The 13,363-nt window shown below is 65.6% G+C and carries 12 protein-coding genes; 4 read left to right on the top strand and 8 right to left on the bottom strand.

The annotated features are described in order from the left end of the window. The first annotated feature begins 203 nt into the window (after window positions 1-203). Window positions 204-1,631 carry a L,D-transpeptidase gene (locus OLSU_RS05880; RefSeq protein WP_049765167.1) on the top strand — a complete coding sequence of 476 codons (1,428 nt, stop codon included), beginning with the start codon at window positions 204-206 and terminating at the stop codon, window positions 1,629-1,631. 62 nt (window positions 1,632-1,693) lie between these two features. Here OLSU_RS05880 and OLSU_RS05885 read toward each other — a convergent pair whose 3' ends face one another. From OLSU_RS05885 to cysK, 5 genes are all read right to left on the bottom strand, one after another. Continuing rightward, window positions 1,694-2,689 (bottom strand): inorganic phosphate transporter, encoded by a 996-nt coding sequence (locus OLSU_RS05885; RefSeq protein ID WP_013252035.1) that lies wholly within the window; start codon window positions 2,687-2,689, stop codon window positions 1,694-1,696. A gap of 3 nt (window positions 2,690-2,692) precedes the next feature. After that, window positions 2,693-3,319: a DUF47 domain-containing protein gene (locus OLSU_RS05890; RefSeq protein ID WP_013252036.1), complete on the bottom strand. Its 627-nt coding sequence runs from the start codon at window positions 3,317-3,319 to the stop codon at window positions 2,693-2,695. Window positions 3,320-3,427: 108 nt separating this feature from the next. After that, entirely contained in the window at window positions 3,428-4,321 is an 894-nt protein-coding gene (locus tag OLSU_RS05895; RefSeq protein WP_013252037.1) for a CPBP family intramembrane glutamic endopeptidase, read from the bottom strand. Window positions 4,322-4,569: 248 nt separating this feature from the next. Then, window positions 4,570-5,241 carry a serine O-acetyltransferase gene (cysE, locus tag OLSU_RS05900; RefSeq protein WP_013252038.1) on the bottom strand — a complete coding sequence of 224 codons (672 nt, stop codon included), beginning with the start codon at window positions 5,239-5,241 and terminating at the stop codon, window positions 4,570-4,572. An 87-nt stretch (window positions 5,242-5,328) separates the two neighbouring features. Further along, entirely contained in the window at window positions 5,329-6,240 is a 912-nt protein-coding gene (gene cysK / locus OLSU_RS05905) for a cysteine synthase A (protein ID WP_013252039.1), read from the bottom strand. Between the two features lie 540 nt (window positions 6,241-6,780). On the opposite strand from cysK, the gene OLSU_RS05910 reads away from it, so the two are divergent. The 3 genes from OLSU_RS05910 to OLSU_RS05920 all read left to right on the top strand — a co-directional run bounded on the left by OLSU_RS05910 (window position 6,781) and on the right by OLSU_RS05920 (window position 9,625). Beyond that, window positions 6,781-7,860 (top strand): 6-phosphofructokinase, encoded by a 1,080-nt coding sequence (locus OLSU_RS05910; RefSeq protein WP_013252040.1) that lies wholly within the window; start codon window positions 6,781-6,783, stop codon window positions 7,858-7,860. 311 nt (window positions 7,861-8,171) lie between these two features. Beyond that, on the top strand, window positions 8,172-8,540 hold the full coding sequence (locus tag OLSU_RS05915) for a VOC family protein (RefSeq protein WP_013252041.1): 369 nt from the start codon (window positions 8,172-8,174) through the stop codon (window positions 8,538-8,540). Window positions 8,541-8,653: 113 nt separating this feature from the next. Continuing rightward, window positions 8,654-9,625, top strand: a complete 972-nt coding sequence (locus OLSU_RS05920) for a 3'-5' exonuclease (protein WP_013252042.1) — start codon at window positions 8,654-8,656, stop codon at window positions 9,623-9,625. Window positions 9,626-9,784: 159 nt separating this feature from the next. Here the strand turns inward: OLSU_RS05920 and OLSU_RS05925 are convergent, their stop codons facing one another. The 3 genes from OLSU_RS05925 to OLSU_RS05935 all read right to left on the bottom strand — a co-directional run bounded on the left by OLSU_RS05925 (window position 9,785) and on the right by OLSU_RS05935 (window position 13,301). Next, window positions 9,785-10,030: a hypothetical protein gene (locus tag OLSU_RS05925; protein WP_013252043.1), complete on the bottom strand. Its 246-nt coding sequence runs from the start codon at window positions 10,028-10,030 to the stop codon at window positions 9,785-9,787. Window positions 10,031-10,196: 166 nt separating this feature from the next. Then, window positions 10,197-12,167: a molecular chaperone HtpG gene (htpG, locus tag OLSU_RS05930; RefSeq protein WP_013252044.1), complete on the bottom strand. Its 1,971-nt coding sequence runs from the start codon at window positions 12,165-12,167 to the stop codon at window positions 10,197-10,199. Window positions 12,168-13,094: 927 nt separating this feature from the next. Next, entirely contained in the window at window positions 13,095-13,301 is a 207-nt protein-coding gene (locus OLSU_RS05935) for a type II toxin-antitoxin system RelB/DinJ family antitoxin (RefSeq protein WP_036573324.1), read from the bottom strand. Between the last annotated feature and the right edge of the window lie 62 nt (window positions 13,302-13,363).

The following is a 13,363-nucleotide window of genomic DNA, read 5'->3' on the forward strand; positions in this document are numbered from 1 at the left end:
TGTTGATTTGTCAACAACTATACGGGAGAACCATCAAGGGGCAGCTTTGGTCTACAATCGGTCCGTGCGATTGCGCGGACTATGCCAACCGTCGCGGGCCAGGCAGTGGGTACGGACCAGAGACACAGGTCGCAGGCTCAGTCCAAGGCAGTCGCCCACACAGGAGCAACCCTCCCTCATCACAAGCGAAACAGGGGTCCCCTTTGTCAGACGAGTCCAAGCGCGAGAGCGCGCACATGTCACCGCAGCCCAACTCACCCGCAAGCTCCCCAGCGAGAAGGGCCATCGTCGGGATCGCGGTCGTCCTCGCCGTCCTGGTCGCCATCTACGGGGGCGGAGCCCTGCACTTCTCGTCCCATTTCGTGCCGGGAACCACAGTCAACGGCGAGCCCGTCGCTAACATGACGGCCGACGTGCTCTCCGCCCACGTGTCAGACAGGGTCTCGCGCTACGCCCTCACCCTCACGGGAGACGGCCTCGAGCTTGGCGTCAAGGCCAGCGACATCACCCTCTCCGTGCAGGGGGACGCCTACGCCCAGGCAGCCATGAGCCAGGTCAGGGGCTACGCGTGGCCCCTCGACCTCGTCATGCCCAAAGACATCCTGGTTGGCGAGGGCGTCAGCTTCGACGACGCGGCCCTCTCGGAGATCGTGGGGTCGGCCGTCGACGCCTTCAACGCCAGCGCCGCGCCGCCAACCAACTCCGTCTCCACCTATGACGCGAGCTCCGGGCAGTTCAGGATCTCCGATGCCGCCGTGGGGACCGCCATCGACCGTGAACGCGCCATCGAGGCCGCGCGTCAGGCTGCGGGCGCGCTGAGACCCACCGCCGCCATCGACGAGGGCGCCCTCGTCCAGCCTGCGGTCACGGCAGACAACGCACAGCTGGTCTCGGCCAATGACCTGGCCAACCGGATGCTTGCGCTTGACATCCCCATCACCAGGGGTGGGGTCGAGGTGACCCACGTCACGGGTGGCGTCATCTGCGGCTGGGTCAGCGTCGCGGAGGACTTCAGCGTCAACGTGGACCAGACGGCCATCGTCCAGTGGGCCAATGACACGTTGGCCGCGCAGGTGGCCTCGTCGGACGAGGAGCATGACTACGCCATCGACGCCGACGCGGTCGCGGGGGCCCTCGCCCAACGGATCACCGAGCTCGACGCAGGCGCTCTCGAGGCGTCCGTCACCGTGACCGAGACGCGACCCCCCGAGAGCGAGGGCGCCGCCAGCAGGGGACGCCACGTCGACGTCAACCTGTCCACGCAGTACGCCCGCTTCTACGACACGGACGGGAGCGTCATCTGGCGCTCCTACCTCGTCTCGGGCAACACCAGCATGGGACGCGGGACGCCCACGGGCACCTTCGCGCTCAACGCCAAGCGCACGGACGAGATGCTCATCGGTGCCGACGAGAACCACGACGGGCAGCCCGACTACAAGAGCCACGTGAACTACTGGATGCCCTTCGTCGGCAACTCGGTGGGCCTCCACGACGCCACCTGGCGCAGTCGCTTTGGCGGCACCATCTACGCATGGAACGGCAGCCATGGCTGCGTGAACCTGCCCTACGATGACGCCGAGCGGCTCTACGAGCTCATCAACGTGGGGGACACCGTCTACGTCCACTGGTAGGACCACGCACATCGGTCGAGACGCGTCACAGGCCCTTGTCGCCATCCCGCCGGTCCAGCCATCTACCCCAGGAACAGCTCCAGGACGAAGGCGCAGGTGCCGCCCAAGAGCATCGTCGCCGGCAGCGTGACGAACCACGCCGAGACGATCTTGCGCGCCACGCCCCAACGCACCGAGCTCACGCGGCGGGCTGACCCGGCGCCCATGATCGAGGTCGTGATGACCTGCGTGGTCGAAACGGGCGCACCCAGGGCGGTCATGCACTCGATGGCGATGGCCGAGGACGTCTCGGACACGAAGCCCAGGACCGGCTCGAGCCTGGTGACGCCATCGCCCACGGTACGCATGATGCGCTGGCCCCCGATCGAGGTGCCCAGCGCCATCGTGGTGGCGCAGAACAGCTTGACCCACAGCGGCACGCCGGCGGCGGGGTCGGCCAGACCGGAGCCCACCAGGGCCAGCGTGATGATGCCCATCGTCTTCTGCGCGTCGTTGTTGCCATGGCTGTACGCCATGAACGCGGACGAGAAGATCTGGGCCTTGTGGAAGAGGGCGTTGGCGTTGTGGGGCTTCCAGTTGGCAAACGCCTCGAACACGACACGCATGATGCAGAAGCCCAGGGCCATGCCGATGAGCGGCGAGGTGAACAGCGGGATGACGACCTTGCGCAGGACGCCCTCCCACATGACGTGCTCCGTACCACCCGTGAACACGATGGTGGCACCGATGAGCGAGCCGATGAGCGCATGCGATGACGAGCTGGGGATCGAGCGCCACCAGGTGAAGAGGTCCCAGACGACGGCCCCCACAAGCGCCGCGAGGATGACGTAGAGGTCGAGCTGGATGTCTACGAGACCCTTGGAGATGGTCAGGGCGACCTTCTCGCTCGTGAGGGCGCCCACGAAGTTCATCGTCGCGGACATGAGGATGGCCGCCCGAACGGGAAGCGCGCGGGTGTAGACCGTGGTCGCGATGGCGTTCGCCGTGTCATGGAAGCCGTTGATGAACTCAAAGGAGAAGGCCGCGACGAACACGGCGACGAGGAGGCCGCTCACCATGGGCTAGGCGTTCTTCACGATGACGGCCAGCACCGCGCTTGCAACCGCCTTGCAGGCGTCCAGGGTGTCCTCCATCTTGTCCAGGAGGCTCTTCCACTTGACCGTCTCGATGGGATCGCCCTTCTCGCGGAAGACGTTGCCCAGGGCGCCGCGATAGACCTTGTCGCCACGGTCCTCGATGTCGGCGGTCTCGATGAGCGCCTCCACGACCGAGGGGTCCCTCTTGTAGTTCGAGAAGTTCTCGAACGCATCGTTCAGGCGGCGGATGGCGCGCAGCGTGAGCCTCGAGAGCTCGATGGCCTCGGGACGGACCCGGTCGATGTCGTAGAGCCCCAGGCGCGCAGAAACGCCCTCGAGCCCATCGACGATCTCGTCGAGCTCACCAGTGATCTCGGTGATGTCCTCGCGGTCGAACGGGGTGATGAACGACTGGTAGAGCGTGGTCATTATGTCGCGCACCAAGTCGTCGCACTGGACCTCGATCTCCTTGATCCTCGCGATCTTTGCCCCCGCACCCTGTGGGTAGGTGTTAAAGAGCCCGTCGAAGAGCTCTCCCGCATCGACCATCCGTGCGCTGAACTCCCGGAACTTCTGGAAGAACAGGTCCTCCTTGCGGCTGACTCGACTCATGTGCGCGAAGCCTTTCGATAGGGGATCGGTCGTCCCGGCGAGATGGAAACGTCGAAGTGACGAATGCCAAGGCGTCTGCATGGTAGCAGTTTCTTGGAGCCGGCGCCCTCAGCCGACGAAGGCTCCTCGCTCGGGCATGGGCGCACGCGCGAGCTCGCGGGCGGCACGCACGGCAAGGGGCGCGTACACCGCGATGACGACCGCGTAGAACACGATGGTCGGAAGTGCGTCAGAACCTGCGGAGACATAGGCGGTGGTGTCGGGCTCGCCGAACACGCCGTTGGGGACGAACATGATCAGGAAGTCATCGAGGCCGTGGAGCAGGGCGGCGCCGACCACGCTTTGCGTCCTCGCCACCACGACGCACAGGGCGAACGAGTACAGGGCGGTCTGGATGACCTTGAGCACTGCCTGGGCAAGCTGCAGGGCGTCTGCGAGGTCGACCGACGCCCAGCTGATGTGCAGCACTCCGAAGACGAGCGAGACGACGCCCGCCGCGACCGCCACGCCCCAGCGCCTGCGACCGAGGACGGCGAGCAGGGCGTTGAGGAGGAGGCCACGGCACATGAGCTCCTCGAAGAGGCCGATGCCCAGGCAGAGCAGGGCCTCGTAGCCCACGCCCCAGGCCCAGTCCTCGGCGACGGCCTCACCCGCCTCCGCATACGAGAAGAGCTGCATGGCCATCATCACGACCGATGCCACGATGAACGGCCAGATGACATGCCAGGCATACCCCAGCCCCGCACGGTCGGCGCACAGCAGCCGCGCACCACCAGCCAGGATGCAGGCGAGGCCAAAGCAGAGCGCGCCCGCCCACTCATAGGCGAGGTTCTCGTCAAGGCCCCAGCCCTCGGCCCAGGCCAGCGCGAAGGACGTCGCCACGAAGGCGAGCGCGAAGAGCGCCAGGGAAAGGACGAGCTTGAGGACGGGGCGAGGCGCGTCGCGTCGGGGGGACGCGCCCGGGGCAGGCACCGCCAGATGCTTGGCGACATTGGTGCTCATGTGCGTACCGCCAGCTCCGCCAGGGCCGCCGACACGCGCCTGCGCGCGTACCTGCCCGCCGCGATGGCCTCGCATGCCTCCTGCCGTGGGTCACTTGACATACGCTCACGCTCCCGGATGCGGATTCCCGCCGCAGGGGAATCACCTTCCGCACCAGTGTAGTCGAGGGCGCAGGGAAACGCCTTCGGCCGCGACCTCCCACGACACGTACACGCCCGCGGGCATGCGAGGGCACGTCCCCCGGGTGGTCAGAGCGCGCAGGACCAGCGCACGTTCTCGTTGTCCAGCTCGCCCGCACGGTCAACGACGTCGCTCGCGGCCAGATGCAGGCCCTCCCAGCAGCGGTGCTCGCGCACGATGCTCGCGGGGACGCCCGCGACGGTGACGCCATCGGGGACGTCATGGACCACCACGGCACCAGCCCCCACCTTGACGTCGTCGCCGACCCTGATGTCGCCCAGGATGACGGCACGGGCACCGACGATGACGTCGTTTCCTAGCGTCGGGTGGCGCCTGCCGCCGTGCTTGCCGGTCATGCCCAGCGTCACGCCCTGGTAGACCATGCAGTCGTCCCCGATGGTGGCGGTGGAGCCTATCACGACGCCCATGCCGTGATCGATCACGAAGCGCCGTCCGATGGTTGCGGCAGGGTGAATCTCGACCCCAAGGCGTCGTCGGGAGCGCTGTGAGAGGAAGGTCGCCAGGGCACGGGCGCCGTGGACCCAAAGCCAGTGCTGACGGCGATAGGCCCACACGGCGTGCAGGCCCGTCGCGAAGAGGACGACATGCAGGCCCGAGTCCGCGCTGGGGTCGCGCTCGAGGACCGCGCGCACGTCCTCCCGGACGCGCCCGAAGAACCCGGCCCTTCCCCTCTGCGACGGCACGGCCCCTGCGACGGCGCCCGCGTTGCTCTCGCCCATCTCCACGCCCCTCCCCTTCCACGGAGTTCCCGATGCCTCGGGTCCGACCCCGCCCGCCCTGCCAACGACGCCTGGTACGCGAGCGCCCTACAGCCCCATCGACAGGTAGCGCTCGCCCGTGTCCGGAAGGATGGCCACGATGGTCCTGTTCGCAAGGTCGTCGCGCTGGGCCAAACACCGGGCCGCCGCGACGGCGGCGCCGGAGCTGATGCCAACGAGCAGGCCGAAGTCGTCCGCAAGGCGCTTCTTGGTCGCAATGGCATCGTCGGACGCCACGGGTGCGACCTCGTCCACGACGGAGGCGTCGTAGGTCTTCGGAACGAACCCCGCGCCGATGCCCTGGATGCGGTGGGCCCCGGCGGGCTTCCCGGCCAGGACCTGGCTCTCGGCGGGCTCGACGGCGACGGAGAGGACGGTCGGCTTCTTCTCCTTCAGGAACCTCGCCGCACCCGAGATGGTGCCGCCGGTGCCGACGCCGGCTACGATGACGTCGACCGAACCCTCGGTGTCGGCCCAGATCTCGGGGCCCGTGGTCTCGTAGTGGGCGCGGGGGTTGGCGGGGTTCGAGAACTGGCCGGCCACGATGGAGCCGGGCGTGGCGTCACGCAGCTCGCCCGCACGGGCGACGGCACCCCTCATGCCCTCGACGCCTGGCGTGAGGACGATCTGTGCCCCGTAGGATGCGGCCAGCTTTCGGCGCTCGACCGACATGGTCTCGGGCATGACGAGGATCATCCGATAGCCTCGTGCGGCCGCCAGCATCGCAAGGCCCACGCCCGTGTTGCCGCTCGTGGGTTCGATGACGGTGCCTCCCGGCTTGAGGCTGCCGTCAGCCTCGGCGGCATCCAGCATGGCCTTGGCAATGCGATCCTTGATGGAGCCGCCGGGGTTGGTGGCCTCGTACTTCGCGAGTATGCGGGCCTTCCCGTCGACGAGGGCCGAAAGGTCCACGAGCGGGGTGGCGCCGATGAGCGATTCGATCCTGGCTGCGTATCTCATGGTGGTTCCTCTCCTCGGGATGACTCTCTGCGGATGACATGCGAGTCGTGTGACGATCGAGGTGCGACGCCAACGCCAAGGCAGCCGAGAAAAAACGGGCCGCCTGGTGGCGTCCCGTCTGACCATACACATATGAAGCTCCTGGGCTTCCGCCGTGGGTGCGCCGCGTCAGCGACAGCCACCCCCGCGACTGGTCAAGGGGGACGTCTGGCTCTGGCAACAACACGCGCGCGCGCTCGTCCGAAGCGTCAGCACCCTTGCGTCCCTCCCCTCGCCACACCATGGAACCCCACGGGCCCCGTGACCTTATCCCCAGTCGTTGGGTAGGAACTTAGAGCAGGCAGACGCCTCCTGTCAACCCAGACGGCGAGAAACATTGTTACGTTGTCGTTTCTGATCTCCTACGGGCCTATCGCAGGGGTCAATGGCTCCGGCGGGCGGAACGGACGTCCGGAGCCCGGACAAGCGCATGCCGACAGAACTAGAATGGGGACATGCGTTCCAACGCGCCATCCCCCGGCGCCGGCCCAAGGAGACGACATGCTGAGAATCGGACTGCTCACGAGCGGCGGCGACTGCCAGGCACTCAACGCGACCATGCGCGCCATCGTCAAGACCGTCCTGCGGAACGCGGGCGAAGGCGTCGGCATCGTCGGCTTTCTCGACGGCTACCAGGGCCTCATCTACGACCGCTACCTGACGCTCACCCCTGGCGACTTCAGCGGCATCCTCACGCGCGGAGGCACCATCCTGGGCACCAGCCGCACGCCCTTCAAGCGCCTCGACATCCCCGAGGAGGACGGCATCGACAAGGTCTCCGCCATGAGGGCGACCTATGGGGCGCACAAGTTGGACTGCCTCTTCATGCTGGGCGGCAATGGCTCCACGAAGACGGCGAACCGCCTGAGCGAGGAGGGCCTCAACGTCATCGCCCTGCCCAAGACGATCGACAACGACACCTGGGGCACCGACATGACCTTCGGCTTCCCCAGCGCCATCGACGTGGCGACCCGCTGCATCGACGACATCCACACCACGGCCAGCTCGCATGGCCGCGTGTTCGTGATCGAGATCATGGGGCACAAGGTCGGCTGGATACCCCTGCACGCCGGTGTCGCGGGCGGCGCCGACGTCATCCTCATCCCCGAGATCCCCTACGACATGGGCAACGTCGTGAGGGCGATCGAGCGCCGGGACCAGGACGGCGGGCGCTTCGCCATCGTCGTCGTGGCCGAGGGGGCCATCTCCAGGGAGGAGGCGGCCATGAAGAAGAAGGCCTACAAGGCCAAGGTCGCCCAGCGCGTCAAGCCCTCCGTCGCCTATGACATCGCCGAGGAGATCGCCCAGCGCACGGGCCGCGAGATCCGCGTCACCGTACCCGGCCACACCCAGCGCGGCGGAGCGCCCGACGCTGCGGACCGCATCTTCGCGACGCAGTGCGGCGTCGAGGCTGCGCTCGGCATGCTCGAGGGCAGCTATGGCTTCATGGTCGCCCAGGTGGGCGGCAGGATGCGCCGCGTGCCCCTGTCCGAGGTCGCCGGCAGGCTCAAGTATGTAGACCCCCAGTGCGACCTGGTGCGCGAGGCAAAGATGCTGGGCATCAGCTTCGGTGACGAATAGCGGTGAGACGCGTGCGCCCGTGGTCTCTGGCGAAGGCCTGCACGGGAACGCCCCCGTCCGCGCACAGCGCCGCAAAGGTCGCGCGACTGAACGCGTCGGTGGTGTAGGCCTGGTTGGCCGCCTCCTTGATGACCGGGCCGCCGTTGATCCGAGCCAGCACGTCATGCAGGAACGTGGACAGCGCGCCCTACTCGGTTCATGTGGATGGCGAGGCCCGGGATTGGCAGGGACGAGCGACAGGGGGCCTGCGCGTACGGGTACAAGGACTCCAATGCGCTAAACGTCCGCAGGCCACGAGCAAGGAGCCCATCATGCAAGCACGGTTCGTCCACCGCTGCACCCATGTCAACGACCTCGAGGCCACGAGGGAGTTCTACGAGAAGGCACTTGGGCTTGTCGTAGACCACGTCTCCGGACCTGCCGACGGGTCGTGGTCCAACACCTTCATGAACGACCCCGCCACCGGCTTCCAGCTCGAGCTCACCTGGAATCGTGGCCATACGGAGCCCTATGACAACGGTGGCATGGACACGCACATCGCCTTCGAGGTCGACGACTTCGACGCCTATCATGAGCTGCATCGGCAGATGGGCTGCATCCAGAAGGAGAATCCCGCGATGGGCCTCTACTTCATCGTGGACCCCGACGGGCAGCGCATCGAGATCCTGCCCCAGGGCTAGCCGAGGGAAGCGCGTCACGGCCCCAGGGGCTACACTGGACAGCATCAAACGACGACCCCGCAGCCAGGCCCCACAAGCCAAGCGGCTCAGCAAGGACAGGCAAGGACACCAAGATGAACCTCCCCCAAGCGCTCGAGCACGCACACGCCTTTGCGTTCCCGGGTTTTTTGACCGACGACAATGCCCTCGACGAGGAGCGTCGCAAGAACGAGGAGGCCATCAGCGTCCTCATGTCCGCGTGGAGAGACGCCCCCTCGGGACAGGAGCCCTGCTCATTTGGCCTGATCCTCGCTCTCGCGGACAACAACCGCCAGATCGTGGACTCCTATGGCATAGACCGCCTGCGCAACGCCAATGGGCTGAACCTCCAGCGCAAGCTGCCTGACGAGGACCTGGTGCGCGGGGTGGCGCGCATGCAGCACCGCAGCGAGGCCAAGGTCGCCGCATCGGCGGGCCCCATGCTCAACGACCTGGGCATCGCCTACACCGAGGCGACGGTCTCGGGTACCGTCATGGGCATCGACCTGGAGACCACGAGCCGCGACCCCGACCGCGGCTACATCATCAACCTGGGGTTCGAGTTCATGGACCTCGCCCCCAAGGCGAAGCCGCACGACGGGCACGCCGCCTACTTCGGCCTGCCCGACATCTACCGCGAGCGAGGCGTGCCCCTGGCGAACATCCACCACATCACCTGGGACGACCTTGCGGGAAAAACGCCGTTTCGCCAGGCAAGGCGTGAGCAGGAGGCGCTCCTCGCGGCGTTCAGGGCATTTCCCATCATGGCGCATAACGCCTCGTTCGAGGACTCCTGGCTGACCCTGCACCTCGAGGGGTACGCCGAGGCGCGCAAGGCGGGCCAGGTCGTCGTGATCGACTCACGCGACATATGCCGCCGCATCGACCCGGATTACAAGACGCTCCCCCACGACTCCCGCCCTGCGGCACTCGAGAGCTGGGCGCGTCGCCGCGGCACGCTCAAGGCAGGCGAGAAGGAACGTCACCTGGGGCTCGAGGATGTCGACCTCATGTTCAGGACCGTCCAAGCGGAGTTCCGCGAGCGCAACATGTTCTCCGCGACATAACGTCATGCGCGGTGCGCGCCAGGGAACGTCGCGACATGGTGTCAGCACGTTCGGCACAGGCGGGGCATATGCGACTAAGGCCAGCCAGCTGCTGCCCCCATCGCGCGCACGCGACACGGGACAGCAGCTGACGTCCGCCGCTATGGATGAACGCCTAACCTACTCCTGGGCCTGCCAGGCCCTTGCCTCCTCCTGGGAGATGGGCTTGAGGTCTGTGCCCTGGGCGTAGGGGGAGTCCTCGCCGCCCTGCCCCACCAGGAAGTAGAAGCCGCCACGGTTCTGGTAGAGGGTCTCCTCATACCCCGTGGGGTCACCATAGCTGCCAAAGTCACGGTGCCCGAGCTCGGTCGACTTCTCAGTGTCGTACACGTGCTTCTTGCCCTTGAAGGTCTTGGTCTTGCGCATATCCGGCCCGTCCTTTCGAACTCCTGTCGCACGAGCGACCGACAAATACGCCACAGCCACACGCAGGCCGCGCGACTGCCTTTCTCTGCGAGATTGTAGCAAACTGACCCTAATCTGTGGATTAGATGAAATATTCCGTTCACCAACGGTTGCCGAGGGACGCGGACTACATCAGTTCCGTGACGTTCTTGGCAAACTGGATGGGATCGTCGACCGGCAGCCCCTCCACCAGCAATGCCTGATCATAGAGGATGGAGCCGTAGAGCTTGAGGCGGTCCTTGTCGCCCGCCTCCTCGGCCGCAACGAGCTTGCCGAAGATCGGGTGTGCCGCATTGAGCTGCAGCACGCGCCGGGCCTTGGGGGCTTTGGTCGCGTCGGGACCCTGGCTGATGACGCGCTCCATCTCGAGGGAGACGGGACCGTCCGCCGCAATCGTGGCAGGGGCATCACCCAGGCCGGCGGCAACGCGCACGTCGGTAACCCTCTCCCCCAGGGACTCCTTGAGGTCGCCGACGAGTCCCTTGTGCTCGTCCGTGGCCTTCTCGGCCTCCTTCTTCTCGTCCTCGGTGGCGAGGTCGAGGTCGGTTGCGGAGACGTTGGTCAGCGCCAGGTCGCGCTCGTCCGCGCCCTTGTGCTCGGAATCACCGGCGACGGCCGCCTGATGGTAGCTTCGCATGGCCTGGAACATGAACTCGTCCACGTCCTGGGTGCACAGCAGCACGTCATAGCCATGATCAAGGGCACTCCTGACCTGCGGAAGACGTTCGAGGCGCTCGCGCGAATCGCCAGCGGCATAGTAGATCTTGTCCTGGCCCTCGCCCATGGCCTCGGCATATTCCCTGAGCGTGACCATCTTCCCCTCGCGAGCGGACCAGAAGAGCAGCAGGTCACCCAGTTCGGATGCCTTCGAGCCAAAGGAGTTGTAGATGCCAAACTTGATGCCACGGCCGAAGTTCTCGAAGAGCTTGACGTAGGCCTCGCGGTCGTTGTCACGCATGCCCTCCAGCTCGGAGTGGACCTTTTTCTCGACACGGCGTGCGATGGCGCGCAGCTGCGAGTTCTGCTGCAGGGTCTCGCGGCTGATGTTGAGCGTGACGTCCGGCGAGTCGACGATGCCACGGACGAAGTTGTAGTAGTCCGGCAGCAGGTCAGCGCACTTCTCCTGGATGAGGACGTTGGACGTGTAGAGCGCCAGGCCCTTCTCGTAATCCTTGCTGTACAGGTCAAAGGGCGGTTCGCTGGGGATGAAGAGCAGGGCATCGTAGCTGAGGGCGCCCTCGGCATGGAAGCTAATCGTGCGGGCAGGGTCACTCCAGTCGTGGAAGGTCGACTGGTAGAACTCGTTGTAGTCCTTCTGCTCGACCTCGCTCGCACGCTTCTTCCAGATGGGCGTCATGGAGTTGATGGTCTCGAGCTCCTCGTAGTCCTCGTACTGGGGCTTGTAGTCGTCGCCGGCGTCCTCGGGCTTTGGTAGCTCGCGGCTCTTGGTGACCATCATCTGAATCGGATGGCGCACGTAGTTGGAGTACCTCCGCACCAGCTCCTTCAGGCCCCACTCGGAAAGGAAGCGGTCCGTGTTCTCCTCGTCTGTGGACTCACGCAGGTACAGCACAACGTCAGTGCCATGGTCATCCGCCCCGTCGCGCTCGCCGGCAGCCGCCTGGCCGATGGTGTAGCCCTTCACGCCGTCCGACTCCCAGGCAGAGGCCTCGTCACTCCCCAGCGCACGGCTCACGACACGCACGCGGTCCGCGACCATGAAGGCGGAGTAGAAGCCCACGCCAAACTGTCCGATGATGTCGACGTCCTCCCCCTGGCGCTCCGCATTCGCCTCCTTGAACTGCTCTGAACCGGAGTGGGCGATGGTGCCCAGGTTGCGGTCAAGCTCCTCCTGGGTCATGCCGATGCCGTTGTCGCTCACGGTGATGGTGCGAGCGTCCCTGTCGAAGGAGAGGCGAATGGCAAGCGAGGCCTGGTCGACCTTGAGGTCGGGGTCGGTCAGACTCGCGAAGCTCAGCTTGTCGATTGCGTCCGACGCGTTGGAGATGAGCTCGCGCAGGAAGATTTCCCTGTTGGTGTAGATCGAGTTGATCATGAGGTCGAGGAGCTTCTTGCTCTCCGTCTTGAACTGCTTCATCGCTCTGGGACTCCCTCTCTCGTAGCCGGCACGACAAACGCCCACGGAGCGCGAGGGCCGCAGGCGTCATCTTGAATGACAGCTATCGTTCTACCCGAGAAGGACAGACCTATTCGCCTGGCAGGAGAAAACCTCATGCGCTGACGCTTAGATATGGTGCGGGTCACCCTCTGAGACGCAGCGCGGACATAGGACCAACCGCCCACGCGCGTAGGGCCGGCCATCCGACCCCACGTCCCGCCGGATTCCGGATCCCATGCAAGAGGGGCGAACGGCCCCATTGCCGCCCGCCCCTCATCCTCTTTGGTTCTTGGTTCTGGGAGCCCTTAAACTCCCTGAAGGCCGCCTTCATAGAAGGGGCAGGTAGGTCAGTAGACAAACAGTCAGACGCCAAAAGCACGTAAAACCAACAGCCCCAACACTCAGCGCCTCACCGGGTGGCGCTCCAGCTCCTGCACGCCGACACCTTGCCTGCCGTCTGTCTGCCTTCGCCTGACTCTGTGGCGCCTGTGCCACTCACGGGGCCTCTGTCTCTATGGCCCACTACATGAGACGGGACGCGATGCCGGACGCGGGACGCTCGCACGCTATATCTTCGCTGTTCACTGGCACCACCTCCTAGGTCGGCCGCTTCGCTCTCACGGCCCCTTCTCCTACCTGCATCCTACCCGGGATTGGCAAGCCCATACAGACGAGACGGTCGCTTCCTCGAGCGGTCGAAAAGGAACTGCGAGCGCAGGCATGCGTGCGACGTGCATGGCATTCGCGACTACATGCATGGCGGCGCGCATGAAGCCGATCAGATGAAGCAGGGGCAGGCCTCACCACAGCGAGTGAACCGTGCTGATTGAGGAGGTCCTCATCCGCCAGGTGACGGCACAGGGGAAGACGTGTGACAGCCAGATGGAAAGCCTTAGGTAGGACCACTTAGTTGCAGTGCGAATCCTCGACCCTCGCATGGTGAGCCTCCGGAGCAGAAATCTCGAATGGAAACGTACCCGCCCTGTTGAACGCCGCGATGAACATGCGGATGGCGTTTGAGGGCGTCGTTCCGATCTGCTCCGTAGCCTCGAAGAACCTGTCCTTCTCGGCGGGGAGGACCTTTGCGACGACAGGCGTCATCTTGTCCTTCACGGCATTCCCTTCGTGCTGCACTCTGCTGTGTTGGTATTACTTTGTAAGACTACGTTATACCC

The organism is Olsenella uli DSM 7084 (assembly GCF_000143845.1).
GTDB classification, from domain to species: Bacteria; Actinomycetota; Coriobacteriia; order Coriobacteriales; family Atopobiaceae; genus Olsenella; species Olsenella uli.

What these genes read in the sequence shown, in the direction of transcription:
- OLSU_RS05885 (WP_013252035.1), bottom strand. Translation starts at nt 2,689, where the DNA reads ATGGTGAGCGGCCTCCTCGTCGCCGTGTTCGTCGCGGCCTTCTCCTTT.
- OLSU_RS05890 (WP_013252036.1), bottom strand. Translation starts at nt 3,319, where the DNA reads ATGAGTCGAGTCAGCCGCAAGGAGGACCTGTTCTTCCAGAAGTTCCGG.
- OLSU_RS05895 (WP_013252037.1), bottom strand. Translation starts at nt 4,321, where the DNA reads ATGAGCACCAATGTCGCCAAGCATCTGGCGGTGCCTGCCCCGGGCGCG.
- cysE (WP_013252038.1), bottom strand. Translation starts at nt 5,241, where the DNA reads ATGGGCGAGAGCAACGCGGGCGCCGTCGCAGGGGCCGTGCCGTCGCAG.
- cysK (WP_013252039.1), bottom strand. Translation starts at nt 6,240, where the DNA reads ATGAGATACGCAGCCAGGATCGAATCGCTCATCGGCGCCACCCCGCTC.
- OLSU_RS05910 (WP_013252040.1), top strand. Translation starts at nt 6,781, where the DNA reads ATGCTGAGAATCGGACTGCTCACGAGCGGCGGCGACTGCCAGGCACTC.
- OLSU_RS05915 (WP_013252041.1), top strand. Translation starts at nt 8,172, where the DNA reads ATGCAAGCACGGTTCGTCCACCGCTGCACCCATGTCAACGACCTCGAG.
- OLSU_RS05920 (WP_013252042.1), top strand. Translation starts at nt 8,654, where the DNA reads ATGAACCTCCCCCAAGCGCTCGAGCACGCACACGCCTTTGCGTTCCCG.
- OLSU_RS05925 (WP_013252043.1), bottom strand. Translation starts at nt 10,030, where the DNA reads ATGCGCAAGACCAAGACCTTCAAGGGCAAGAAGCACGTGTACGACACT.
- htpG (WP_013252044.1), bottom strand. Translation starts at nt 12,167, where the DNA reads ATGAAGCAGTTCAAGACGGAGAGCAAGAAGCTCCTCGACCTCATGATC.